The following is a 25,458-nucleotide window of genomic DNA, read 5'->3' as shown; positions in this document are numbered from 1 at the left end:
GTGGAGGTTAGTTTCATTTGAGCACACCCAAAATTAAAGGTACGGTTGAAGAAATGCTGAAACCTTACCTTGACGACAATGGATTCGAACTGGTGGACGTAGAATATGTAAAAGAAGGCTCCAATTTCTTTCTGCGCGTATTCGTGGACAAGGAAGGCGGAATCGACATCGATGATTGCGGAAGCATCAGTGAATTCTTAAGCGCCAAGCTGGACGAGAACGATCCTATTTCCGGCGCCTATTTCCTGGAGGTGTCTTCTCCAGGGGCGGAACGGCCGCTTAAAAAAGCCGATGATGTGGCAAAGGCGGTCGGCAAGGACGTATTTGTGACGACCTACGAGCCCATCGACGGACTGAAGGAATTCGAAGGCCGGCTGCTCTCGTTCGAGAGCGGGGAAATGCTCATCTCTGCGGGCAAAAAACAGCATGTTGTTCCGTATGCCAAGGTTGCCAGCGCGAGACTGGCCATTATTTTTTAGCTTTTGAAAGGGGGACCGGATTTTTCATGAGTATGGATTTTATTGAAGCTATGAATGAACTGGAGAGAGAGAAAGGCATCAGCAAGGATGTGCTGTTCGAAGCCATCGAGGCTGCGCTGATCTCCAGCTATAAACGAAATTTTAACGCCGCGCAGAATGTTCGGGTCGATATGAACCGTAACACGGGCGTAATTAAAGTATATGCCCGGAAGCTGATCGTGGAAGAAGTGCTTGATCCGCGCACCGAAATTTCGCTGCCTGCGGCCCGGGAACTCAATCCGCATTTTCAGCTTGAGGATGTCGCCGAGCAGGAGGTTACGCCTCGGGATTTCGGCCGTATCGCCGCCCAGACGGCTAAGCAGGTCGTTACTCAGCGCATCCGCGAAGCGGAGCGGGGACTGATTTACAACGCTTTTATCGACAAGGAAGAGGATATCGTCACCGGAATCGTGCAGCGCCAAGATCTGCGCAACGTATACATCGACCTTGGCAAAATCGAAGCGGTGCTGCCGCTGAACGAATTGATGCCCGGCGAGAAATTCAAGCATGGCGAACGTATCAAGGCTTATATTACCAAAGTCGAGAATACGACCAAGGGACCGCAAATTTTGCTCTCCCGGAGTCATCCCGGCCTGTTAAAGCGCCTGTTCGAGCTTGAAGTTCCCGAAATCTTCGACGGCGTCGTGGAGATTCGCTCCGTAGCCCGTGAAGCGGGCTTCCGTTCCAAAATCGCGGTATATTCGCGCAATCCGGAAGTCGATCCCGTTGGCTCCTGCGTAGGCCCGAGAGGAATGCGTGTGCAGACGATCGTCACCGAGCTGCGCGGCGAGAAAATCGATATCGTGCGCTATTCCGAATCCGTGGAAGAATATGTAGCCAATGCGCTAAGTCCTTCCAAGGTGATTGAGGTTCAAGTGTTTGAGGCGGAAAAAATGGCGCGCGTTATCGTACCGGACTATCAACTGTCTTTGGCCATCGGTATCAAAGGGCAGAATGCCCGTTTGGCGGCCAAGCTGACGGGATGGAAAATCGATATCAAGAGCGAAAGCCAGGCGGAGCAGGAATTCGGCAGACCTAAAACGTCCAGTGACGAAATGCATCAGGATTCCGTCTCCATAGATTAATAACGAGGGGCGGGTGGCTAGAGATGAAACAGAAAAAAGTGCCGCTGCGCAAATGCGTCGCTAGTCAGGAAATGATGCCAAAGAAAGAACTCATCCGTATCGTGAGAACGCCGAGTGGCGAAGTCATGATCGATCTAACCGGGAAGAAGTCGGGCCGGGGAGCGTATATTTGCGGCAAGCTGGAATGCTTCAAGCTGGCTCAGAAGACCAAGGCGCTGGACCGCGCGCTAAAGGTACCGGTCAGCCCGGAAATATACGAACAGCTCGCCAGGGATTTCGTATCCGTGGAGGAGCAGTTCCTTGCGGCAAAGGAAGCCGCGGAAGATGAGTAAGGCGCTCTCTAATTTAGGGCTCGCCATGCGCGCGGGAAAAATTGTCACCGGCGAAGAGATTGTGCTGAAAGCGGTCCGTTCAGCGCAAGCGAAGCTGGTTCTCTTGGCGGGGGACGCTTCGGACAATACGCAGAAGAAATTCCGCGACAAATGCGGAACTTACAATATTCCGCTGGTGATCGGATGGAGCCGTGACAGCCTGGGCGCTTCTATTGGTAAGGATAGTCGCGTCGTGCTGGCTGTCACGGACAAAGGATTCGCGGAAATGATCTCCAAGCAGCTCGGAGATAATGTCGGAGGTGGAATCATTGACTAAACAAGACAGCAAAGACAAACTGCGGGTTTACGAATACGCCAAATCACTTAATATGAGCAGTAAAGAGATTATCACGATTTTGAAACGTCTGAATGTTCCGGTGAATAACCATATGAGCGTTATGGAAAATGACGCGGTGTCGAAGGTGGAACAGTTCTTTAAGGATATTAAGTCGAATGCCGCGGCCAAACGGGAGAACGCAATTGCAAGCCGCCCCGCTCCTACAGCAACGGCTACAGTTGAAGCGAAAAGTGTAAACAAAAATCAAATAGAAAAGCAGGTAGGTATGAACAAGCCAAACAATAACTCATCGACAATGTCGTCAAGACCCCAAAGCGGGCAGGATTCCCGCAGAAATCAGACCGGCTCCGGACAGCGTCCGCAAGGCCAAGGCGGCGCATCTCGTCAAGGAGGACGTCCGCAGGGCCAAGGTGGAGCGTCTCGTCCAGGCGAGTCCCGTCCGCAAGGTCAAGGCGGCGCTCCCCGTCCGCAAGGCCAAGGCGGCGCTCCCCGTCCGCAAGGCCAAGGCGGCGCTCCCCGTCCGCAGGGTCAAGGTGGGGCATCTCGTCCAGGCGATGCCCGCCCGCAAGGCCAAGGCGGCGGAGGCCAGCGTCAAGGCGGATTCGGCGGCGCTCCCCGTCCGCAGGGCCAAGGCGGAGCATCTCGTCCAGGCGAAAGCCGTCCGCAAGGCCAAGGCGGCGATTTCTCCCGCGGCGGAGACCGGAATTCCAAAAACCGGCCAGGAAGCAACCAGAAGCGGTTTGATGACGGTAGAGGCGGCAATTACCGGAATAACGGACGCGGCGGCAAAAATCAGCGCGGCGGTAGAAACCAGCAGCCGATGGAGCGCCGGGAGAAAATCGACAATACGCCGAAGAAAATTATCGTACGCGGCAATATGACAGTCGGAGAAACGGCTAAGCTGCTGCATAAGGACGCTTCGGAAGTCATCAAGAAGCTGATTCTGATGGGCGTCATGGCTACGATCAACCAGGAACTGGATATCGAGACAATTCAACTGCTTGCCGGTGAATTCGGCGTTGAAGTCGAAGTGAAGATACCGGTAGAGGAAGACCGTTTCGAAACCGTGGAAGAGAATGACGCTCCCGAAGATCTGCAGGCACGTCCTCCGGTCGTGACGATCATGGGTCACGTCGACCACGGCAAAACTACTCTGCTCGACGCCATTCGTTCCACGAATGTGACCGGCGGCGAAGCCGGCGGAATTACGCAGCATATCGGCGCTTACCAGGTCGAAATCAACCATAAGAAAATTACGTTCCTTGATACCCCGGGTCACGAAGCGTTCACTGCGATGCGTGCCCGCGGAGCACAGGTTACCGATATTACGATTATCGTTGTAGCGGCTGACGACGGTGTTATGCCGCAGACCGTGGAAGCAATCAACCATGCCAAAGCGGCGGGACTGCCGATCATCGTGGCTGTCAACAAAATTGACAAGCCGGGCGCGGATCCGGACAGAGTAAAGCAGGAGCTTACCAACTACGAGCTTGTTCCCGAAGAGTGGGGCGGCGACACCATTTTCGTTAATGTGTCGGCCAAACAGCGCATCGGTCTTGAGGATCTGCTTGAGATGATTCTGCTTGTTGCCGAAGTGAATGAATACAAGGCGAACCCGGATAAACGGGCCCGCGGTACCGTAATCGAAGCCGAATTGGATAAGAGCCGCGGTCCGGTAGCTCGCATTCTCGTTCAGAACGGAACGCTGAAAGTGGGCGACGCCTTCGTAGCGGGCAACTGCTTCGGACGTGTACGGGTCATGGTGAGCGACAAGGGACGCCGTCTGAAGGAAGCTGGACCTTCCACACCGATCGAAATTACCGGTCTGACGGAAGTTCCGCAGGCGGGCGATCCGTTCATGGTGTTCGAAGACGAACGGAAAGCGCGCCACATTGCCGATATACGGGCGACTACACAGCGTCAATCGGAGCTGAATACGAACAGCCGTGTTACGCTGGACGACCTGTTCAAGCATATCAAGGACGGCGAGATCAAAGACCTCAACGTCATTATCAAAGCGGACGTTCAAGGTTCGGTCGAAGCTCTTAAAGGTTCCCTGGCCAAGATCGAAGTGGAAGGCGTGCGCGTTAAGATTATCCACAGCGGAGCGGGTGCAATTACGGAATCCGATATTACGCTGGCTGCTGCTTCCAACGCTATTGTCATCGGCTTTAACGTTCGTCCGGATGCCCAGACGAAGGCTGCCGCCGAGCAGGAGAAGGTCGATGTGCGTCTGCACAATATTATCTACAATGTAATTGAAGAAATCGAGCAGGCGATGAAGGGTATGCTGGATCCGGTATTCAAGGAGAGTGTTATCGGTCATGCCGAAGTGCGCAGCGTCTTCAAAATCAGCAAAGTGGGCGCCGTTGCCGGCTGTATGGTTACCGACGGTAAAATCACTCGCAATGCGGAGACACGCCTGATCCGTGGCGGCATCGTCGTATTTGAAGGCAAGATCGACTCTCTGAAACGCTTTAAGGATGATGCCAAAGAAGTAGCGCAGGGTTATGAATGCGGCATTACTTTGGAACGCTACAACGATCTCCAAGAAGGCGACATCATCGAAGCGTTTATCATGGAATCCGTGGAGCGCTAACTTAAAGAGGTGAATGAATCATGTCCAAAATCAGAGCCGGACGCGTCGGCGAACAAATCAAGAAAGAACTCAGCCGTCTGATTCAAGGCGAGCTTAAAGACCCCCGGGTCGGATTTGTCACCGTTACTGGTGTCGATGTTACCAATGACCTTTCCCAGGCCAAGGTGTACCTCAGCGTATTCGGAGACGATGAGCAAAAGAACGCCTCGCTCAAGGCGATTGAGAAGGCGAACGGCTTTCTGCGTTCCGAGCTTGGCAAGGCGATCCGCCTTCGGCATACTCCGGAACTGATCTTCAAGTTCGACGAATCCGTCGCCTATGGCAGCCGGATCGAGAAGCTGCTTGGCGAAATCGGCAAGCAGGACGAGAGCCAGGAATAACCAAAGGAGACGGCGAATGCAGAGCTATGAACAAAGTCTCCGGCAGACACGTCAGTTTCTGCTGGACCACGACGATTATCTTGTAGTGTCGCATGTTCAGCCGGACGGAGATGCAGTCAGCTCTACCCTAGCGGTGGGCTGGCTTCTCTCATGTCTGGGCAAGAAATACACTATGCTTAACGAAGGGCCGATCCCGACCCGGATGAAATACCTGTGGAGGGCAGAGCAAATTGCCGATATGTCGGTAAATCCTCCGGAACGCATGTTCAGCAATGTCATTTGCGTCGACTGCGCCGACTTTCAGCGTGTCGGGCAGACACAGCGCTATTTTGAACCGAATGCTTCTATTGTGAACATCGATCATCATCCGACCAATAACGGGTACGGTACGATTCAACTCATTAAGCCGGACGCTGCGGCTACGGCCGAGATTTTATTTGATCTGCTGAAAGAATTTAACATAACATGGGATGCCGATATTGCGACAGCCATTTACACCGGCCTTTTAACTGATACGGGCGGTTTCCGTTACTCCAATACTTCTCCCAAAGTAATGGAAGCTTCCTCTGAGCTGCTATCATTTGGAGTAAATGGACCGGAACTTGCGGAAACGCTGCTGGAGGAAATGACACTCCCTCAAGTGAAAGTTCTTAGCAAGGCGCTGAATACGCTGCAATTATCACCTAAGGGCGACATTGCTTGGGTATATGTTACGCCACAGGATATGATTGACTGCGGCGCGGCCAACGAGGATTTGGAGGGGATCGTCAATTATCCCCGCAATATCCAGGGTGTTGAGGTCGGCATGCTGTTCAAGGTCATTAATGACCAATCGGTTAAGGTCAGCCTCCGTTCAGCCGGCAAAGTGGATGTAGCTGCGCTGGCTCAAGTTTTTGGCGGCGGAGGGCATACCCGTGCTGCCGGCGCCCGGCTTGACATGCCGCTGGAACAAGCGATTTCGCTTGTGCTTAAGGAGGTCAACCGGCTGTTATGATTGAGCTTGAAGGCGTTCTGGCTGTGTACAAGCCGGCCGGCTTTACCTCGCATGACGTTGTGGCCAAGACGCGGCGCATGCTCGGGATGAAAAGAATTGGGCATGCCGGCACACTGGACCCTCAGGTTACCGGCGTTCTGCCGCTTTGCCTCGGACGGGCCACGCGCATCGTGGAGTACATTCAAGAGCTTCCCAAAGAATATATCGCCACACTGCGGCTTGGCATGTCCAGCGATACGGAAGACATGACCGGCAACGTGACGGAAACGGCGGAAGAGATTAGGGTAACCGAAGAAGAGGTAAGGCGGACGCTGGATTCTTTCCGGGGAATTATTTCTCAGACGCCTCCCATGTATTCTGCAGTTAAGGTGGGCGGCAAACGTCTTTATGAACTGGCCCGTGAAGGCAAGACAGTGGAGCGCAAAAGCCGTGAGGTTGAAATTTACGAGATCGAGATGTTGGAGATGGTCTGGAACGGGAAGTTCCCGGATATCACTTTCCGCGTCTTATGCTCCAAAGGCACTTATATCCGTACGCTTTGCGTCGATATCGGACGGGCGCTGTCTCTGCCCGGTGTGATGGTCAAGCTGGAGCGCACGATGTCGGCGGGAATCCGGGCGGACCGGTGTCTCTCACTCGAGGAAATCGGTGAGCGCATGGGCAGCGGAAGTCTTCAGGAATATCTTATTCCTGCCGATGAGGCGATTCGTCATCTGCCAGCCCATAAGGTGGCGGACGAGAAGAAGGCGGCTGCCCTTCAGGGGCAGCGGCTGGCCGCCCGGTTTGTGGCGCCTGAAGTTCAAGCGGATGGTCCTATTCGTCTTTACGACCTTCAAGGCGGCTTTCTTGGCATCTACGAGCGCGAGGAGACAGGTTCAATCGCTCCCGTGAAAGTATTTGCTCAAGGCTGACGGCCGGACATTGCATTGCCGGCGGCAATTATTGCAGCATGTTATTTTATTAAGTGAAGTGCAGGTGAGAAACAGCGTGAGAACCGTAACGTTAACCTATCCGATGCTGCCCCAGGCGGCAGCGGAGTGGGCACAGCCTCAGATTGCCGCCCTGGGACAATTCGATGGCCTGCACCGCGGGCATGCGAGTGTAATCTCCTCCGCCGTAGCCTTGGCTCGCACAGAAGGAGTGCCTGCGGCTGTCATAACATTCTACCCTCATCCAAAAGACGTTATGGGGAAAGGCGATTACGAAGGATATTTGACGCCGCCCCGGGACAAGCAAGAACTGCTCGCCGAAATGGGCGTTGATATTCTCTACGTCATCGAATTCAATGAACAACTCTCCCAGGTGAGTCCAGAGGACTTTGTGTCCGTCATGCTGCTGCCTCTGCGAATCACTACGGCGATTGTCGGTTTCGACTTCCGCTTCGGCTACAAGGGCGAGGGCGATGCTGAAATGCTGCGGCGGCTTGGCGACGGCTCCATGAAGGTGGAAACCGTGCCGCCTTTTTTGCTGGATGGTGTAAAGGTAAGCAGTTCCGGTATCCGCAAAGGCCTTCAGAACGGCGATATGGAGCTGGCTAACTCCTGGTTCGGCCGCTGCTACCATCTGCGGGGAACGGTCTCGCATGGCGAAAAACGCGGGCGCACCATTGGATTTCCGACCGCGAATCTGGAGCTTGAAGACCGGTATGTCATTCCCGCGAAAGGCGTATACGCCGTTCGGGCGATTCATAATGGAAAGACCCTGCCGGGAGTTATGAATGTTGGCGTGAAGCCGACCTTTCACGAAGGAGTTACCGTACCGAGTTTTGAGGTCCATTTGCTGGATTTTGCCGGGGATCTGTATGGCCAGGAGATGAGGGTAGACCTTGTCGCCTTCATCCGGCCGGAGCGCAGATTCGATTCGGTTGAATCGCTAATTTCGCAAATTCGCGAAGATGCGAAGACAGCGGAGAGGATACTGCTGGAATCGTGATTTTATTGTCCTAATCTTTCTGCCAGTGACTTTCCGTCAGTAACGTTTACTTTTGCCTTGTATAGTGCTATACTGATTAACGTTGCTAGCTTGCTGGCACCCATAACCTTGGCTTGGTCATTCGAGTGTCACCGACGGTGACGAGGCCATTGGCGATTATATTGAAGGAGGTGAACAGGATGGCATTGACTCAAGAACGTAAGCATCAACTGATCGACGAGCACAAAACTCATGAATCCGATACTGGATCTCCAGAGGTGCAAATTGCTATCCTCACGGAGAATATCGTTAATCTGACCGACCACTTGCGTACGCACAAGAAGGATCATCATTCCCGCCGCGGATTGCTGAAGATGGTAGGTCAACGCCGTAAACTGCTCGCGTATTTGAAGAACAAAGACGTGCAGCGTTACAGCGCATTGATCGAGAAACTGGGATTGCGTCGTTAATAACCCATATGTTTACCCTTAAAGCAGCCTGGTTGTTTACCGTATGTGCTTCCGAGAAGCGTCAGCGGAACAGCTGGGTTGCTTTTTGAAAATTAGGGAAAATTTTAGCAACTGCCCGGATAATATGAACGTCAAAAACGGCTCCTTTTTTAAAAAAGGCCAAGCCGTTTTTGCTTGTATTGCATAGAGAACGTGCGTAAGCCTTATTATAGGGATACGGCGTTTTAATTTTGACAAAATTCAGATGAACCTGCCCATAGATTGAGCGGGTCTGCTGTCATCCAAGGAGGGACTTTATGGAAAAACGTGTTGAAATGCAGCTCGGGGGCAGAACCCTGGTGCTGGAAACGGGACGGCTTGCCAAGCAGGCAAACGCCGCTGTTATGGTCCGTTACGGTGATACGTCGGTGCTGTGTACGGTAACGGCTTCAAGCGAACCGAAGGACTTGGATTTTTTTCCGCTGACGGTAAACTATGAAGAGCGTTTGTACGCGGTCGGCAAAATTCCGGGGGGCTTCATCAAGCGGGAAGGCAGACCGAGCGAAAAAGCGATTCTGTCCAGCCGCTTGACGGACCGTCCGATTCGTCCGCTGTTCCCGGAAGGCTTCCGTAATGACGTACAGGTGCTGAATCTGGTAATGAGCGTTGATCAGGACTGCTCGCCGGAAATTGCGGCCATGATCGGAACGTCGGCGTCGCTGAGCATTTCCGATGTGCCGTTCAGCGGCCCAATCGGCGGTGTCGTGGTTGGACGCATCGATGGCCAGTTTATCGTCAACCCGACAATCGCCCAGCAGGAAGTGAGCGACATTTATCTGGTCGTGGCCGGTACAAAAGACGCCATCATGATGGTGGAAGCGGAAGCGAATGAAGTGCCGGAAGAAATCATGCTCGAAGCGATCATGTTCGGACATGAAGAAATCCGCGGCATCGTAGCGAAGATCGAAGAGCTGGTGCAGGTCGCCGGCAAGGAAAAAATGACGGTGAAACTGCACGCCGTAAACGCCGAAGTGAACGCTGAGGTACGCGCATACGCCCAGGAGCGGCTGGTTGAGGCGGTTAAGATTGCCGAGAAGCATGCCCGTCAAGATGCGATCGATGCGGTCAACAACGACACGGTGGAATATTTCACGGAGAAATATATCGAAACGCCTGAGCTGATTGGCGATGTGAAGGAAGTGCTGCACGATATCGTCAAGGAAGAAGTCAGACGTCTGATCACTCATGACAAAGTTCGTCCGGACGGCCGGAAGCTGAACGAGATTCGTCCGATCGAATGCGATACGTCGCTGCTGCCGCGCACACATGGTTCGGGGCTGTTCACCCGCGGCCAGACGCAAGCGCTCAGCGTGTGTACGCTTGGTGCTCTCGGCGATGTGCAAATTCTCGACGGTATCGATTTAACCGAAACAAAGCGGTTCATGCATCACTATAACTTCCCGCCGTTCAGCGTAGGGGAAGCCCGTCCGCTGAGAGCACCGGGTCGCCGCGAAATCGGCCATGGAGCACTGGGTGAACGGGCCTTGTCCAAGGTTATTCCGAACGAGACCGAATTCCCGTACACGATCCGCCTCGTATCCGAGGTGCTGGAATCCAACGGATCGACTTCCCAGGCGAGTATCTGCGCAAGCACACTGGCGATGATGGATGCGGGCGTACCGATCAAAGCGCCGGTTGCGGGCGTAGCCATGGGTCTGATCAAAGACGGCGAGCATGTATCCATCTTGACCGACATCCAAGGCATGGAAGACCATCTCGGCGATATGGACTTCAAAGTAGCGGGTACGGCCGAAGGCGTAACCGCGATTCAGATGGACATCAAGATCGACGGGATCGACCGTAAAATTCTTCAAGAAGCTCTTGAACAGGCCAAAGAAGGCCGGATGTTTATTCTGAGCAAAATGATGGAAGCTATCTCCAAACCAAGAGAGAGCCTTTCCCAATACGCGCCTAAAATTATCATCCTGCAGATTAATCCGGACAAAATCCGCGACGTTATCGGCGCAGGCGGCAAAATCATCAACAAAATCATCGAAGAAACCGGCGTAAAAATCGACATCGAGCAGGACGGCCGCGTGTTCATCGCTTCCTCGAATGAAGAGATGAACCAAAAAGCGCGTTCCATCATCGAAGGCATTGTGCGCGAGGTCGAAATCGGCGAAATTTATGTCGGCACCGTCAAGCGGATCGAGAAATTCGGCGCTTTTGTAGAAATTCTGCCGGGTAAAGACGGTCTGGTGCATATTTCGCAGCTGTCTACGGAGCGTGTAGGCAAGGTGGAAGACGTGGTTGCCATCGGAGATACCATCACCGTAAAAGTGACGGAAATCGACCAGCAGGGCCGCGTGAATCTGTCGCGCAAGGCAGTGCTGACCGCAGAAGCCAAGGCTTAATAGCCTGGTTTTAGACCGAAGAAACGCTGCGACTCTCATTTACATGTATTAATGGTTGGACGAAAAGAGGCAGAAGTCTACATTCTGGCTCTTTTTTTGAGTTGCAGCTTCACTTAGTAAAGTTCTTGTGCTTACAGAGTCTCCTACATGATCCTACCGCGTTCTGCCGCGGCGCTCAGTCCGTCTTCAGCCGCTTGGAGGTATATTGCGCCTTCTTGTCTCATAGGCTGGGACAGAGCGCCGTACAGCGTCTGCCGATCCTTTGGCGATGGTGAACGCTAGGCGAAATTGGTATGACAGCGAATCACGTGGGAGGAAGTTGTAATGAGACTGGAAAAAGCGGCCGTAGTGCTGGCTTGTATGGCTATAGTGATCGGAATCGGCAGCAGCGTAGGACCGGTAAAAAGTATGCTGGGACAGCTTCGCGCCTCCGGCGGATTGGCTGTTCTGAAGCCGCTTGGCGATGCGGAGAATGATCTGCGAAGCCAGATTGAAGCCAAGGCCGCGCAGGTTGACAGCCCGCCGGTGGACGCAAGAGTAGATCGGGTATGGAAAGCCATTCCCGGCTATAACGGGCTGAGTGTCGACGTGGAAGGGACATACAAAGAAGCTCTGCTGCTTCCTGCGGGTGAAGCGATCAAATACGTGTACAAGCAGACTGCGCCGGCTGTCTCGCTGGATGAACTTGGGGCACAGCCGATCTACCGGGGGAATCCCGCCAAGCCGATGGTATCGCTGATGATTAACGTTGCTTGGGGGAACGAATATATTGTGCCTATGCTGAACATATTGGACGAGGAGCATGTAAAGGCGACGTTTTTTCTGGACGGAAGCTGGCTGAGCAAGAACCGCGAGCTTGCCATGGAGATTCAAAAGCGCGGGCATGAGCTTGAGAATCACGCCTATTCGCATCCCAATATGAGCACACTCAGCCGGGCGCGCGCGGTAATGGAGATTGACAAGACCAAGAAGCTGCTGAAATCGAGCCTTGGGGTTGACAACCGCTGGTTCGCTCCCCCTTCAGGCGACTTCGACCAGGAGACCGTAGAGATAGCCCGCGAGTTGGGGCTGAAGACGGTACTGTGGACGGTCGATACAGTAGACTGGCGCAACCCTTCTCCGGAATCGGTCGTCGCCAAGATTACAGCGAATGCGGAACCGGGCACACTCGTGCTTATGCATCCCACTTCTTCATCATCGAAGGCGCTGCGCGGGATGATTCGCGGCATCAAGGCCAAGGGGCTGGTGCTCGGAACGGTCAGCCAGACGCTGTCGCCGGAGCGCGTGCTGCCAAGCGATGTTGAGTGAATCTGCCGTTTCTGATAGGATATAAGGCGCCCGGTTAAATGGAAAGGCGAACGAAGGGCTATGGCAGGAGGACTTTTTACGTGGAAAAAATGGTATTATCAAATGGATTAAGAGTAGTCATGGAGAAAATCCCGACAGGCCGCTCCGTTTCTTTCGGAATCTGGGTAAAGACGGGTTCCAGGAACGAAACACCGGAAAACAACGGGATTTCCCATTTTATCGAACATATGCTGTTCAAAGGTACGGACCGGTTCGACGCAAAGGCAATCGCGGAGCGGTTCGATTCCATCGGCGGGAATGTCAATGCCTTTACCTCTAAGGAATACACCTGCTATTACGCCAAAGTGCTGGATGAGCATCTTCCGATCGCTGTTGATGTGCTGGCCGACATGTTCTTCCGTTCGCAGTTCAATGCGGAGGAATTGGCAAAAGAAAAGAACGTCATCCTTGAGGAAATCTCCATGTGCGAAGATACGCCGGACGATCTTGTACATGATCTGATGTCAATGGCAGCCTACGGCAGCCACCCGCTCGCTTACTCTATTCTTGGGCTCAAGGAACGGCTGGAGGCCATGACGCCGGATGATCTAAGGGCCTATATGCAGAAGCAGTATACGATAGAGAATACGGTGATCAGCCTTGCGGGCAATTTTGATGACAGTGTGGGCGATCTGCTGGAGCGGTATTTTGGTACGTTCGCCAATCATGGAACGCAAGAACGACTAGCCCCGCCGGATTTCCATGGGGATTTATTGTTCCACCGCAAAAAGACGGAGCAGAACCACATTTGCCTGTCACTGCCCGGCTGCGCCAACGACGATCCGCTGCAGTATGCGATGGTGCTGATTAATAACGCCGTCGGCGGCGGCATGAGCTCCCGGCTGTTCCAGGAAATCCGCGAGAAGCGCGGACTGGCTTACTCCGTATATTCTTATCATAGTTCACAAGCCGACAGCGGCCTTTTTACTGTCTATGCCGGAACCGCTCCTAAGCAGACCAAGGACGTCATGGAATTAACCAAAGAAATGCTGTATGAGCTTGCCGTCAAGGGTATGGACGAAGATGAGATCCGCAAGGGCAAGGAACAGCTCAAAGGCAGTCTGATCCTTAGCTTGGAAAGCACAAGCAGCCGGATGAACCGGCTTGGGAAGAACGAATTAATGCTTGGCCGGCATATCACGCTGGACGAAATGATTGCCAAGATTCAGAAAGTCACGATGGATGATGTAAATAAGGTGCTTGACCGGATGTTCGCCGAGCCGCTTGCGGCGGCGATGGTCGGGTCTTCCGATAAAGCGATTGCCAATGTTAGGAGAGATGATCTTGTCTTACTACGTACAAATTCTAAAGCTTCCGGGCAATGAGGATGTGAATCCTCCCCGAAAAATGTCGGAGCAGGCTTCGGGCTACGACCTTTTCGCTGCAGTCAGCGGCGAAATGACGCTTGAGCCCGGGGCGCGGGCGCTTGTTCCCACGGGAATCGCACTCGCCATGCCGGACGGACTGGAAGCGCAGATTCGTCCGCGCAGCGGACTGGCGCTGAAGCACGGCATCACCTGCCTCAACACGCCAGGCACGATCGACGCCGACTACCGGGGCGAGATCAAGGTGCTGCTCATCAATTTGGGCCAGGAGCCTTTTACGATCGCCCGGAATGAGCGGATCGCCCAAATGGTCTTTCAGGCGGTACCATCCGTAACGATGGTGGAAGTGGAAGAACTGAAGGATACCGACCGGGGTGCGGGAGGCTTCGGCCATACCGGCAAATAGGGAGCAGAACAAAGAGCTTGCGCAGCATGCCTAACGGCATAACAGCGCAAGCTTTTTTACATTGCCGGGAGCATCCGGTGTCGGCCGTTTGGGCTCGATCCCTCATAAAGAAACCGCGATACCTGCAGCTTCTGCATTTTATTTGTCTCCGCTTCACTGTTTTATTCTTTTGAATTTCCAAATCGTCTGTGATAATTTTCCTTAATACTGTGATCGACCCCACGGCAATCACCTAATGCCCGCCTACGGCATAAGATGCTCTATAGTCGACAGTGTAAAGTTGAAAGGAGCGTCATCCCTATGCTGACTGGCGTCAGGATCGTGTTCTTGGGCGGGGACGCAAGACAAATTGAAGTGATTCGAAAATGTGTAGAGATGGATGCGGCGGTAAGCGTTGCCGGCTTTGATAAATGGACCCCCCTTTTTGACGGGGTTAACCTGGAGACAATGTCCGCCGAACTGCTCAGCGGCGCGGACGTTCTGGTGCTGCCGACCGTCGGCTGTGACGACGAAGGCCGTATCAGCGCAATGTACTCAGCGAAGCCGATGCAGCTGCTGGAGGAGCATATCGAGGCATTGCCTAAGCACTGTACCATTTACACGGGCATGGCGAAAGAATATTTAAGACGGCTGTGCGCTCTCGGGGGGCTGGAGCTGGTGGAGCTGCTGGAACGTGACGACGTCGCGATCTACAATTCGATTCCAACTGCTGAAGGCGCGCTCGTTATGGCGATCCAGAATACGGATATTACCATTCACGGCTCTGAAGCGATGGTGCTTGGAATGGGAAGAACCGGATTTACGATGGCAAAAAGCCTCCAGGGACTTGGCGCGAAAGTCACAGTAGGCGTCAGAAAACAGGAGCATTTTGCCAAGGCGGAGGTCATGGGCTGGAAACCGTTTATGACAGATCGGCTGGAAGAGCATGTAACGGACATCGATTATATTTTCAATACGATACCCAGCCTCATTCTTAACGCCAAAGTGCTGTCGAGGGTGCCCCGGCATACCTGCATTATCGATCTCGCTTCCGCGCCTGGGGGAGTTGACTTCCGTTATGCGGAAAAACGGGGCATTAAGGCTATACTGGCGCCGGGTCTGCCGGGAATCGTGGCGCCCAAAAGCGCGGGACTGATTATGGCAGGCGCGCTTGCCCAGTCCATTTCGGAGCGGATGTTGACAAAGGGGGATTAACAATGAACTGGCACGGTAAGACGGTAGGCTATGCAATTACCGGTTCCCACTGTACTTTTGCGGAGGTGATACCCCAAATTAAGCGTTTTGTCGACGAAGGCGCGAACGTCGTGCCTATTGTATCGGCATCGGTGCTCGGAACGGACACAAGGTTCGGCACATCGGAAAATTGGCTAAAACAGTTGAAAGATATAACGGGGAATGATATCATTTCTACAATTGTTGAAGCGGAACCGCTGGGTCCATCCAAAAGGCTGGATGTACTCACGATTGCACCCTGCACAGGAAATACCACGAGCAAATTGGCCAATGCCATGACGGACGGCCCGGTGCTGATGGCGGCCAAATCCCAGATGCGCAATGGTCGGCCAATCGTTCTGGCCATATCGACCAATGACGGACTCGGTCTGAACGCGGCGAATATTGCGAAACTTTTGGTAACCAAAAATATTTATTTTGTTCCTTTCGGACAGGATAATCCCGAGCAGAAGCCGAATTCATTGGTGGCCCGCATGGAATTAATACCAGAGGCCTGCTATGCGGCTCTTCATGGCTCCCAGCTGCAGCCGATGATCATCGAACGGTTTCATTCAGCATAAGTAATAGACATTAGCAGATTGGCGACAACTTGCTGAGTTGTACGAGGCTTCAAACATTAAATAGACTAATCGCTGCCGTCCTCCGCATGAGGGCGGTACAATCGTGTTTATTCCTTTAGATTTAGAAGCGAAGTCCCGGGACTCTGGGATTCATCTTGAGAAATAAGTGCAGCCTGTCGTTAACTAATGGAGGAATTATTAATGGGCATTTTGGTACAGAAGTTTGGCGGGACCTCGCTTTCTACCTTGCAGGCTAGGGATCATGTGATCCGCCACGTCAAACGGGAGCTTGGGCATGGATACAGCCTTGTCATCGTAGTCTCCGCAATGGGCCGCAAGGGCGAGCCTTATGCGACGGATACGCTGCTGGACTGGGTCTCCCAGAATGGCGATGCTCTCCCTCAGCGGGAACGGGATTTACTGCTGTGCTGCGGTGAAATCATTTCCGCGACCACATTATGCAGCCTGCTGGAAAAAGAAGGGATTCCCTCGACAGTGCTTACCGGAGCCCAAGCCGGTTTCCTGACGGATAACGGCTACGGGAACGCGCGGATTCTCGATGTCCGTCCGGAACGGATTTTGCGAGAGCTGCGCGCCCAGAAGGTCGTCATCGTAACCGGCTTTCAGGGCCAGACGGAAGATGGGGACTTTACCACACTCGGGCGTGGGGGAAGCGATACATCGGCAACGGCGCTCGGCGCCGCGCTGCGTGCGGAAATGGTCGATATTTACACGGATGTCAATGGTATTCTGACCGCCGATCCCCGTATCGTCGAAGATGCGAAGCCGCTGACCTATGTAAGCTATACCGAAATTTGCAATATGGCCTATCAGGGCGCCAAGGTTATACATCCGCGGGCCGTGGAAATTGCTATGCAGGCGCAGATTCCGGTCCGCGTCCGCTCCACTTTTTCGGAGAATGAAGGCACTCTCGTTACACATCCGGAAGGCTTTCAGGAGTCCCAGCCCGGAATTGTCGACCGCTTCGTTACCGGCATCGCCTATGTCAGCAACATCACGCAGATCTCTTTGGACTGCCCGGAAGGGAATGGGACCGGAGTTCAGCTGCAAATATTCAAGAGCATGGCGGATAGCGGCATAAGCGTTGACTTTATTAATGTTACGCCGACCAGCGCCGTATACACCGTATTTGACAATCATTCGGAAAAAGCGATCGCGGCTCTTCAGGAAATTGGACTTCGTCCAAAGAGCCTGTCGGGCTGCGTCAAGGTATCCGTTATCGGTGGCGGTATTAACGGCGTTCCAGGGATCATGGCGCGCATCGTGGAGGCGCTCAGCGATCATAACATTCAAATTCTGCAATCCGCTGATTCCAATACGACGATCTGGGTGCTGGTCAAGAAGGAAGATATGGTGCAATCGCTGCGCGCGCTGCATTCAAAGTTTGAATTACACCGTTAACAGGAGGAGAATTCTTAGTGGATTTCGGAAGACTAATAACAGCTATGGTAACTCCTTTTGACAAGGAGGGGGAGATCGACTGGGACGCGGTATCGAGTCTGGTTGATTACCTGATTGAAGAACAGAAATCGGAGGGGCTCGTCGTCTGCGGGACAACGGGCGAGTCGCCTACGCTGAGCGATGAAGAAAAGCTGCAAATGTTTTCCTTTGTTCTGGAGAAAGCAGCAGGGCGCTGCAAGGTCATAGCGGGCACTGGCTCAAATAACACCAAGCATACGATCGAACTGACTCAAAAAGCGGAGAAAATCGGCGTTGACGGCGCGCTCCTGGTCGTTCCTTATTACAACAAGCCGAACCAGGAGGGGCTTTATCGCCATTTTGCGGCAATCGCGGCCGAGACGAAGCTCCCGCTCATTCCGTATAACGTCCCTGGACGGACTGGAATCTGCATGAGCGCGAATACAACGATTAAGCTGGCGCAAATTCCGAATATTGTCGCGACGAAAGAATGTGCGTCCCTCGATCACGTCGCTCTGATTGTATCCGGCTCACCGCAGGATTTTCATGTGTACTCCGGAGACGACGCTTCCGCATTGCCGGCACTGGCCGTCGGAGGGCACGGAATTATCAGCGTGGCAAGCCATCTCGAGGGCGCAAGAATGACCGAAATGATCTCCGCGTATCTCTCGGGCAGCATACAGCTCGCAGGACAGCTTCACCGGGAATTGTTTCCTATTTTTAAAGGACTGTTCGAATGTCCGCAGCCGCTTCCGAATCCTTCCGCCGTCAAATACGCGCTGGAGCTTCGGGGAGTCAAGGTGGGTTCGGTCCGTCTTCCTTTGACCCCGCCTAGCGAGTCGGAGGCGGAATTTATCAGAAAGCTGGTACAATAGATATTGGGCTATATTATTCATATTTTATGAACCGGTTCTTGTTAAGAGGGCCGGTTTTTTGTGTTGTTATTTTGTACGCAGTGAAATAATGCTCCGCTTTTACGGGAAGAATACAGATATCTAAATCCCGCGACTTGTTTTTTGGCAAAAATATCATGTATAATGTGGTTAAGTGACTGGGTGCGGTTAAAATTAAATATGCGGTAATTCTTATGTCCTGTGTGGCACTGCAGGTCTATTTGGATCAAAAGGTACATTTTTCCAGACCTGGATCTGTTTTGTCCGGCAAAGGTGTTTTGCGCAAGGGGCGCGGCCGAATGTTTACGGCATAGGTTCGCAAACGCAAATGTATGCTCCCAACGATAGGGAAGCTTTAATTAAGGTTTATTTTTTTGCGCCTTGATACCCTTTGTCTTCACATCGGCAAGATTTCTGCGTTATTGAATGTGTTCAGTTCCGCTAAACAATTGAAGTTCTTGATTAAAATAACATATGACGTCCAACATATTAGGAGGGTTAGATTCATTTGTCCAAAAAAAACAACAATGATAAACTGATGATCTTCGCACTCGGCGGAGTGGGAGAAATCGGGAAGAATATGTATGTGGTGCAATACGGCAGCGACATTGTGGTCGTTGACTCGGGACTGAAGTTCCCTGAAGAGGATATGCTCGGTATTGACATCGTTATTCCTGATATTTCTTATTTGACGGAGAATCGTGACAAGGTAAAAGGCATTGTGCTTACGCACGGCCACGAGGACCATATCGGAGGCCTGCCGTATGTCCTCAAACATTTGAATGTTCCGGTTTACGGAACGAAGCTGACATTAGGACTTGTTGAGAACAAGCTGAAGGAAGCGAATCTGCTAGGCGAAACGAAACGTATTCTGATCAATGAGGATTCGGAGATCAAGCTGGGCAGTTCGCTGGTCGTTACTTTCTTCAGAACCAACCACAGTATTCCCGACTCTGTCGGCGTGTGCATCGAGACACCGGAAGGCAACGTGGTCCATACGGGCGACTTCAAGTTTGACCATACACCAGTCAATGGTCAATTCGCGAACTTGCACCGCATGGCCGAAATCGGACAACGGGGCGTACTCGCGCTTCTTTCCGACAGTACCAACGCCGAGAAACCGGGATTCACCCCCTCGGAGAAAAATGTCGGGATCGTGCTTGAAGATATTTTCCGGAAAGCCGAACAGCGTGTTGTGGTAGCGACATTCGCATCCAACGTTCACCGCATTCAGCAGGTCGTTAACGCCGCAGAGCAAACGGGACGTAAAATCACCGTAATCGGCCGAAGCATGGTTAATGTCGTATCCATCGCTTCTGAGCTCGGATATTTGAATATGCCTGATGGCATGCTGATTGAACCGGAAGAAATGAACCGGATGGCGGCCAATCGGGTTGTCGTTCTCTGCACGGGCAGCCAAGGCGAACCGATGTCGGCATTGACGCGCATGGCGCGTTCCAGTCACCGTAAAGTGGATATTCTGCCTGGCGACACCGTTATTATTGCAGCAACACCAGTACCCGGCAATGAGAAGTACATCGGTCGTACGATCGACGAGCTGTTCCGTCTGGGCGCAGATGTGATCTACAGCGGCTCGAATTCCGGCGTGCACGTGTCAGGTCACGGCAGCCAGGAAGAACTGAAGCTGATGCTTAACCTGATGAAGCCGAAGTTCTTCATTCCGATTCACGGCGAGTACCGCATGCAGCGCAGACACGCGATTCTTGCGCAGTCCGTGGGCGTCGATCCTGACAACATCTTCATCACTGAGCTTGGTGAAGTGGTAGAGATCCAAGGCGGCTCAGCCCGCAAAGCCGGTAAGGTTACATCCGGCAATGTTCTGATTGACGGCCTTGGCGTTGGCGATGTAGGCAATATTGTCCTGCGCGACCGCAAGCTGCTGTCGCAGGACGGCATTCTGGTTGTCGTCGTTACGCTGAGCAAACAGAATGGGGCAATCGTTTCGGGTCCTGACATTATTTCGCGCGGCTTCGTGTATGTACGGGAATCGGAAGGCCTGCTTGACGAAGCGAACCGGATTGTTTCCAGTACGCTGCAGCGTCTGATGAGCGAGAAGGTCAATGAGTGGGCTTCGCTCAAGACAAGCGTCAAGGATGCGCTCGGGCGCTTCCTGTATGAACAGACCCGCCGCAGACCGATGATTCTTCCGATCATCATGGAAGTGTAATTATTGTATAATCAGGCGCAACATAAATGATTGAATCATAATGCCTCTCTCCCGCTGGAAATATTGGACGGTTTCCGGTGGAGAGGGGCTTTATGCTGTTCATTTACTCATCTGCATAATGTCAGGGTACGATTAGTCATACTAACGGGAGATTCACTACCATACGCTTGCTGAAAAGCTTTAGTGCAAGCGAACAAGGGAGCGCTGAGCATGGATGGCAATAAACCTATCGAAACAGCTTACCAAAATGAGGAACCGGCAACGCCTCCGGGGATAGAAGAGCCGGGAGGTGAAGGAACTCAGGAAGCCGGCGGCGTGGTAGGTACGGTGAAAGAATTCGGTCAAGTGGCGGTCCCGTCCACCGAGCCGGAGATTTATTGCATAACGATCATTGGTCAGATCGAAGGACATATTGTCATGCCCCCGCATAACAAGACGACCAAATATGAACATATCATCCCCCAACTGGTCGCAGCCGAGCAGAGCAAGACAGTCAAGGGGGTGCTTATCATTTTGAATACGGTGGGCGGCGATGTGGAGGCCGGTCTTGCCATTGCTGAAATGATTGCTTCATTATCCAAGCCGACGGTTACGGTTGTTGTAGGGGGAGGCCACAGTATCGGGGTTCCCATCGCGGTATCCTCGAGCTATTCGATTATAGCGGAAAGCGCCACGATGACCATTCATCCCATCCGCATGAACGGCCTCGTCATCGGCGTTCCTCAGACTTTTGAGTACATGGAGAAAATGCAGGAGCGCGTCGTCCGATTCGTAACGTCCCATTCCCGGATTTCCGTAGAATGCTTCAAGGATTTAATGTTTAAGACGGGAGAACTTAACAGAGACATCGGCACGGCCGTCGGAGGCAGTGATGCCGTTACATTTGGACTTATGGATGAAGTAGGCGGGATCGGCACTGCGATGGCTAAACTGAATCAACTGATTGCACTTGGAGGCGCCCCTGCCGAGACGGGAGGGTTGACCCAATGATTCTCTATTCCGTTATATCCGCCGATCAGGTGTGGGAAGGAGCCATTCAGGCTTCGCCCCCATTCCGTGAAGTGACTGTACAAGGGATTGTCATGCAGGTTGAACCGCTGGACGAAGGCAGGGCCAGAATAGTAAGGCTTCTGCAATGCCCGCTGCATCGCTACCTGGAACCCGGTCTGGCGCCGGGACAGATCATTTCATATGCGTCCGGTGGTTCCGGCGGCTCCTGATAGAAAGAACACCATTTTCCGACAAAACAGAACATAGGTACGCCACGCCATTATATGGTATAATACTGATTCGGGGGTGGCTGGCGTGGCTAGACGGAGAAAACGGAAAAAAAAGAAAGCGCTGCTGGGCAGTGTTTTAAAATATGAAATTTATGGCATCCTTCTGATTACCTTCTCGGTTATAGCTTTATCCGGCGAAGCGGCGGTGGGACGCTCATTATCAAGCTTGGCCGCTTACCTTTTTGGCCGGTTTTATTTTGTTTTGCCGCTCATCGGCATGTATTACGGATTAATGGTCATGATTTACCGGAAATGGCCTTCGAATTGGAGCAGCCGGCACAGCGGTGTCCTGCTGCTTGTGTTCTCGTTATGCCTAATGAGCAGCATTTCGGCTATGGAGCAGAAGCTTGGGCCGGTGTCCATGCTCCATCCGGGCAATGTAATGTCACAGACCCAGAAGGATCTGGCCGGGGCGTTGTCTCCAGCCGCGAATGACGGCGGTGTATATATGCTGGGCAAAGATATAAGCGGAGGCTATGTCGGCGGATTGGAATTTGCCGTGCTGCTGTGGCTGTTCGGGACACTCGGCGCCAAACTGCTCATGATCGTTATGCTAGCGATCAGCTTTATGCTGGTTACGAATCTTTCCTATATCGAGCTGTTCGGATTACTGAGAACCCGGGCGGTCAAGCTTGCGGAAGGCATTCGGCATAGAGCGGCAAACCGCCCGCAGGCTGTACCGGTATCAGGCCGGGGACGACCAAAGAAGGGGCAGGAGGAGCCGGACGAAGAGGAAGAAGACGAGGAGATGGAAGCAGCTCTTCCGAACCGCAAAGCGCCGCAGTTCTTTGAAAGACTTATGCAGCGCAAGACTCCGCGCTCCGAAGCCGATGCTTTGCCGGAGTCTGATGAGGAATATGGGGACGTGGAACATAAGAATGTTCCGATCATATCCGGTATTCCTTCCCATTCGGATTGGTCTGGTCCGGATGAAGATCATGATTTTGATAGCGGGGAACTGGAACCTGTAACTCCTATCATACGGGATTTCTTTGAGCATATCCGTGCGGAAGGCTTGAGTGATGAAGACCGTGAGGACTGGAGCGAGTTCTCGCCGACTGCGCGGAGCAGCGTGAAGCCTGACGATGCCCAGAGCCTTACTGAAGCGGCGGAAGGCATTGTTTCCGAGGAGGACGGTATTATTGCGGAGGCAAGCACCGGCACCGAAGGAGAGGCAGGAGGAGACATACCCCCGGCACCCAAGCCTGCGCCTCCGCCTAAACCTTACAAGCTTCCGCCTTTCCGGCTGCTGTCGAAGCCGAATAACGGCGGCAAAGCCGGCGACCAGAACGATTATATGCAGACTGCCCGCAAGCTTGAGGCGACGCTGGAAAGCTTTGGCGTCCGGGCCAAGGTGCTGGAGGTTGTCCGGGGGCCGGCGGTTACCCGGTATGAGATTCAGCCCGATATCGGCGTGAAGGTCAGCCGGATCGTAAATCTGACCGATGATATCGCTTTGGCGCTCGCCGCCAAAGATATCCGGATGGAGGCGCCGATTCCCGGCAAATCGGCAATCGGAATCGAGGTACCGAATCCGGAGGTGTCGCTGGTCACCATGAGAGAAGTCATGGAAACCCAGATTTTTCAGGAAGCCGAAGCCAGGCTGACGATTGCTTTCGGCAGGGATATTTCCGGTCAGACTATCATCGGTAACCTTGCCAAAATGCCCCATCTGCTCGTCGCCGGGGCAACGGGCTCCGGCAAATCGGTCTGCATTAATGGAATTATCACCAGCATTCTGTACAAGGCCAAGCCGGATGAAGTTAAGTTTCTCATGGTCGACCCGAAGATGGTCGAACTAAATGTTTACAACGGAATTCCCCATTTAATGGCTCCCGTTGTCACCGACCCGAAACGCGCAAGCCTGGCGCTCAAGAAAATCGTGGTCGAGATGGAGAAAAGATATGAGCTGTTCTCCAAATCCGGAACGCGGAATGTGGAAGGCTACAATCTGCTGATGAAGGATAACCCTGAGGCGGTCCTGCCGTATATTGTTGTAATTGTGGACGAGCTTGCGGACTTGATGATGGTTGCCGCGAACGATGTGGAAGACGCCATTTGCCGTCTGGCACAGATGGCACGGGCCGCCGGAATTCATCTGATTATTGCGACCCAGCGTCCTTCGGTGGATGTCATCACCGGTGTCATCAAGGCCAATATCCCTTCGCGGATCGCCTTTGGCGTCTCCTCGCAGGTTGATTCGCGGACCATTCTGGACATGGCGGGAGCGGAGAAGCTGCTGGGCCGCGGTGATATGCTGTTCATGCCGATGGGCTCTTCCAAGCCGGTACGGGTTCAGGGGGCCTTTATGAGTGATGCCGAGGTGGAAGCGATCGTCCATTATGTCAGCAGCCAAGGCGAAGCGGAGTATGACGAGTCTATTGTTCCGGAAGTGGATGATGCGGCGGCGGAAACCGAGCAACCGCAGGATGAATTGTACGAGCAGGCGGTGCAGATCGTGCTTGAAGCCAAGCAGGCATCGGTATCGCTGCTTCAGCGCAGGATGCGCGTTGGTTACACCCGGGCCGCCAGATTGATCGATTCGATGGAGGCTAGAGGTGTTATTGGACCATACGAGGGCAGCAAACCTCGGGAGGTGCTGATCTCGCTGGAGCAGTATCAACAGAGCCGGATCAGTTCCTGATCCACCTGGCAGCAACTTAATAAGCCAAGCGTTCTTTTTCTACGGAAAAGGAACGCTTTTTGTTTATTTCATCCCCCTTTCTTTTCGTTCCTGAGGTGCATAGGATTCTTGCGCTGTCGTCATAATAACGTTAGCCATCCATGCAGAACTTACAAGAGAAAGGTAGAGCGAAGCCAAATGAAGAATCAGAAGCTATGGATTATTGCCGTACTAGCCCTTACGCTTGCATCAGCCCCGCTGGTTGAACGATTCTCCGGAGGGAAGTCATCGTCGAAAGTTCCGCAGACCGCTGCGAGTTCTTCGTCCGAGGCTGGAACCTATGATGAAGCGATGCCCGCTTTCAGTACTGTCCCCATTAAATATGGCGCCTCCGGGCAAGATGTATACGAGCTTCAGGGACGCTTGAAGCACCTGGGATACTTTTCGGGCAAAATAGACAGCCATTTCGGCAGCAAAACATTGAACTCGGTCAAATGGTTTCAATGGAAATTTGGCATGAAGGCCGACGGTGTCGTTGGAGCAAAGACGAAGCTGAAGCTGTACAATGCGACCAAGAACTGGCGTCCGACGGAACCGAAGACCGCCAAGAATACAACAAACAAGAACAATGCAAATAATAAGGCAAACACTACAGCAGGATTGGCATCGGGAAATACAATGGGATTGTCCGAGAATGATTTGAAGATCATGGCGAATGCCGTTTACGGGGAATCGCGGGGAGAGCCGTTTGAAGGACAGGTGGCCGTCGCCGCGGTCATTCTGAACCGGACAAAATCTCCGAGTTTTCCGAACACGCCTTCGGGCGTTATTTTCCAACCCGGAGCATTTACCGCCGTCGCCGACGGACAGATTTATCTGACACCCAATGAGCAGTCACGCAAAGCGGTTCAGCAGGCGCTCAACGGCTGGGACCCGACGGGAGGCTGTCTGTATTACTTCAATCCGAAGACTGCAACCTCCAAATGGATCTGGACACGACCGCAGGTGAAGACAATCGGTGAGCATATTTTCTGTATGTAATCCAAACCCCAGAAGCAATCGGAAGCTTGTCTTTCGGTTGCTTCCTTACTTTGGAATGGTTTAGAATAAATATTACTTCATAAACATGGTATATAAGCATCTA

The 25,458-nt window shown here is 52.9% G+C and carries 22 protein-coding genes and 1 pseudogene; all 23 read left to right on the top strand.

The genetic code is table 11. The features are described 5' to 3' along the window. Positions 1-17: 17 nt before the first annotated feature. The 23 genes and pseudogenes from rimP to sleB all read left to right on the top strand — a co-directional run bounded on the left by rimP (position 18) and on the right by sleB (position 25,355). Complete coding sequence (gene rimP, locus KP014_RS19630) at positions 18-479, top strand: ribosome maturation factor RimP (protein ID WP_036604156.1); 462 nt, start codon at positions 18-20, stop codon at positions 477-479. A gap of 26 nt (positions 480-505) precedes the next feature. Further along, the gene (gene nusA, locus KP014_RS19625) at positions 506-1,603 is read left to right on the top strand and encodes a transcription termination factor NusA (RefSeq protein ID WP_036604155.1); all 1,098 of its coding nucleotides are present in this window, start codon (positions 506-508) and stop codon (positions 1,601-1,603) included. A 23-nt stretch (positions 1,604-1,626) separates the two neighbouring features. Continuing rightward, entirely contained in the window at positions 1,627-1,935 is a 309-nt protein-coding gene (rnpM, locus tag KP014_RS19620; RefSeq protein WP_025691720.1) for an RNase P modulator RnpM, read from the top strand. Beyond that, a pseudogene (locus KP014_RS19615) lies at positions 1,928-2,240 on the top strand (YlxQ family RNA-binding protein); the annotation flags it as partial. The gene rnpM and the pseudogene KP014_RS19615, both read left to right, overlap by 8 nt. A 3-nt stretch (positions 2,241-2,243) precedes the next feature. Beyond that, on the top strand, positions 2,244-4,871 hold the full coding sequence (infB, locus tag KP014_RS19610; protein ID WP_090833748.1) for a translation initiation factor IF-2: 2,628 nt from the start codon (positions 2,244-2,246) through the stop codon (positions 4,869-4,871). A 20-nt stretch (positions 4,872-4,891) separates the two neighbouring features. Continuing rightward, complete coding sequence (gene rbfA, locus KP014_RS19605; protein WP_025335322.1) at positions 4,892-5,251, top strand: 30S ribosome-binding factor RbfA; 360 nt, start codon at positions 4,892-4,894, stop codon at positions 5,249-5,251. Between the two features lie 16 nt (positions 5,252-5,267). Further along, entirely contained in the window at positions 5,268-6,245 is a 978-nt protein-coding gene (locus tag KP014_RS19600) for a DHH family phosphoesterase (RefSeq protein ID WP_036590071.1), read from the top strand. After that, positions 6,242-7,156, top strand: a complete 915-nt coding sequence (truB, locus tag KP014_RS19595; RefSeq protein WP_090833747.1) for a tRNA pseudouridine(55) synthase TruB — start codon at positions 6,242-6,244, stop codon at positions 7,154-7,156. The genes KP014_RS19600 and truB overlap by 4 nt, the downstream gene beginning before the upstream one ends. Positions 7,157-7,232: 76 nt before the next feature. After that, positions 7,233-8,177 carry a bifunctional riboflavin kinase/FAD synthetase gene (locus KP014_RS19590; RefSeq protein ID WP_090833783.1) on the top strand — a complete coding sequence of 315 codons (945 nt, stop codon included), beginning with the start codon at positions 7,233-7,235 and terminating at the stop codon, positions 8,175-8,177. 179 nt (positions 8,178-8,356) lie between these two features. Next, complete coding sequence (gene rpsO / locus KP014_RS19585; RefSeq protein ID WP_025690244.1) at positions 8,357-8,626, top strand: 30S ribosomal protein S15; 270 nt, start codon at positions 8,357-8,359, stop codon at positions 8,624-8,626. A 296-nt stretch (positions 8,627-8,922) separates the two neighbouring features. Beyond that, positions 8,923-11,019 carry a polyribonucleotide nucleotidyltransferase gene (gene pnp / locus KP014_RS19580; RefSeq protein ID WP_036592110.1) on the top strand — a complete coding sequence of 699 codons (2,097 nt, stop codon included), beginning with the start codon at positions 8,923-8,925 and terminating at the stop codon, positions 11,017-11,019. A gap of 324 nt (positions 11,020-11,343) precedes the next feature. Then, positions 11,344-12,327 (top strand): polysaccharide deacetylase family protein, encoded by a 984-nt coding sequence (locus tag KP014_RS19575; RefSeq protein ID WP_036592109.1) that lies wholly within the window; start codon positions 11,344-11,346, stop codon positions 12,325-12,327. Between the two features lie 80 nt (positions 12,328-12,407). Continuing rightward, entirely contained in the window at positions 12,408-13,691 is a 1,284-nt protein-coding gene (locus KP014_RS19570; RefSeq protein ID WP_090833746.1) for a M16 family metallopeptidase, read from the top strand. Further along, entirely contained in the window at positions 13,651-14,097 is a 447-nt protein-coding gene (dut, locus tag KP014_RS19565; protein WP_175491740.1) for a dUTP diphosphatase, read from the top strand. Before KP014_RS19570 ends, dut begins: the two co-directional genes overlap by 41 nt. Positions 14,098-14,397: 300 nt before the next feature. Beyond that, entirely contained in the window at positions 14,398-15,291 is an 894-nt protein-coding gene (gene dpsA, locus KP014_RS19560) for a dipicolinate synthase subunit DpsA (RefSeq protein WP_036593738.1), read from the top strand. 2 nt (positions 15,292-15,293) lie between these two features. Further along, positions 15,294-15,890, top strand: coding sequence for a dipicolinate synthase subunit B (locus KP014_RS19555; protein WP_036593737.1), 597 nt, complete (start codon positions 15,294-15,296; stop codon positions 15,888-15,890). Between the two features lie 201 nt (positions 15,891-16,091). Further along, positions 16,092-17,312, top strand: a complete 1,221-nt coding sequence (gene dapG / locus KP014_RS19550) for an aspartate kinase (RefSeq protein ID WP_036593736.1) — start codon at positions 16,092-16,094, stop codon at positions 17,310-17,312. Positions 17,313-17,329: 17 nt separating this feature from the next. Further along, complete coding sequence (gene dapA / locus KP014_RS19545) at positions 17,330-18,205, top strand: 4-hydroxy-tetrahydrodipicolinate synthase (RefSeq protein WP_036593733.1); 876 nt, start codon at positions 17,330-17,332, stop codon at positions 18,203-18,205. 526 nt (positions 18,206-18,731) lie between these two features. Then, positions 18,732-20,411 carry a ribonuclease J gene (locus KP014_RS19540; RefSeq protein ID WP_036593731.1) on the top strand — a complete coding sequence of 560 codons (1,680 nt, stop codon included), beginning with the start codon at positions 18,732-18,734 and terminating at the stop codon, positions 20,409-20,411. A gap of 210 nt (positions 20,412-20,621) precedes the next feature. Further along, complete coding sequence (locus KP014_RS19535) at positions 20,622-21,401, top strand: ClpP family protease (protein ID WP_036593729.1); 780 nt, start codon at positions 20,622-20,624, stop codon at positions 21,399-21,401. Next, positions 21,398-21,631: a YlzJ-like family protein gene (locus KP014_RS19530; protein WP_036593725.1), complete on the top strand. Its 234-nt coding sequence runs from the start codon at positions 21,398-21,400 to the stop codon at positions 21,629-21,631. Before KP014_RS19535 ends, KP014_RS19530 begins: the two co-directional genes overlap by 4 nt. Positions 21,632-21,716: 85 nt before the next feature. Then, positions 21,717-24,335, top strand: coding sequence for an FtsK/SpoIIIE family DNA translocase (locus KP014_RS19525; protein ID WP_036593723.1), 2,619 nt, complete (start codon positions 21,717-21,719; stop codon positions 24,333-24,335). 177 nt (positions 24,336-24,512) lie between these two features. Next, a complete protein-coding gene (gene sleB, locus KP014_RS19520; RefSeq protein ID WP_036593721.1) occupies positions 24,513-25,355 on the top strand; it encodes a spore cortex-lytic enzyme in 843 nt (280 codons plus the stop codon). Positions 25,356-25,458 lie beyond the last annotated feature (103 nt).

The sequence above is a fragment of the Paenibacillus sophorae genome, from assembly GCF_018966525.1.
Lineage (GTDB): Bacteria > Bacillota > Bacilli > Paenibacillales > Paenibacillaceae > Paenibacillus_AQ > Paenibacillus_AQ sophorae.
This window is presented reverse-complemented; position numbering and strand designations above follow the sequence as displayed.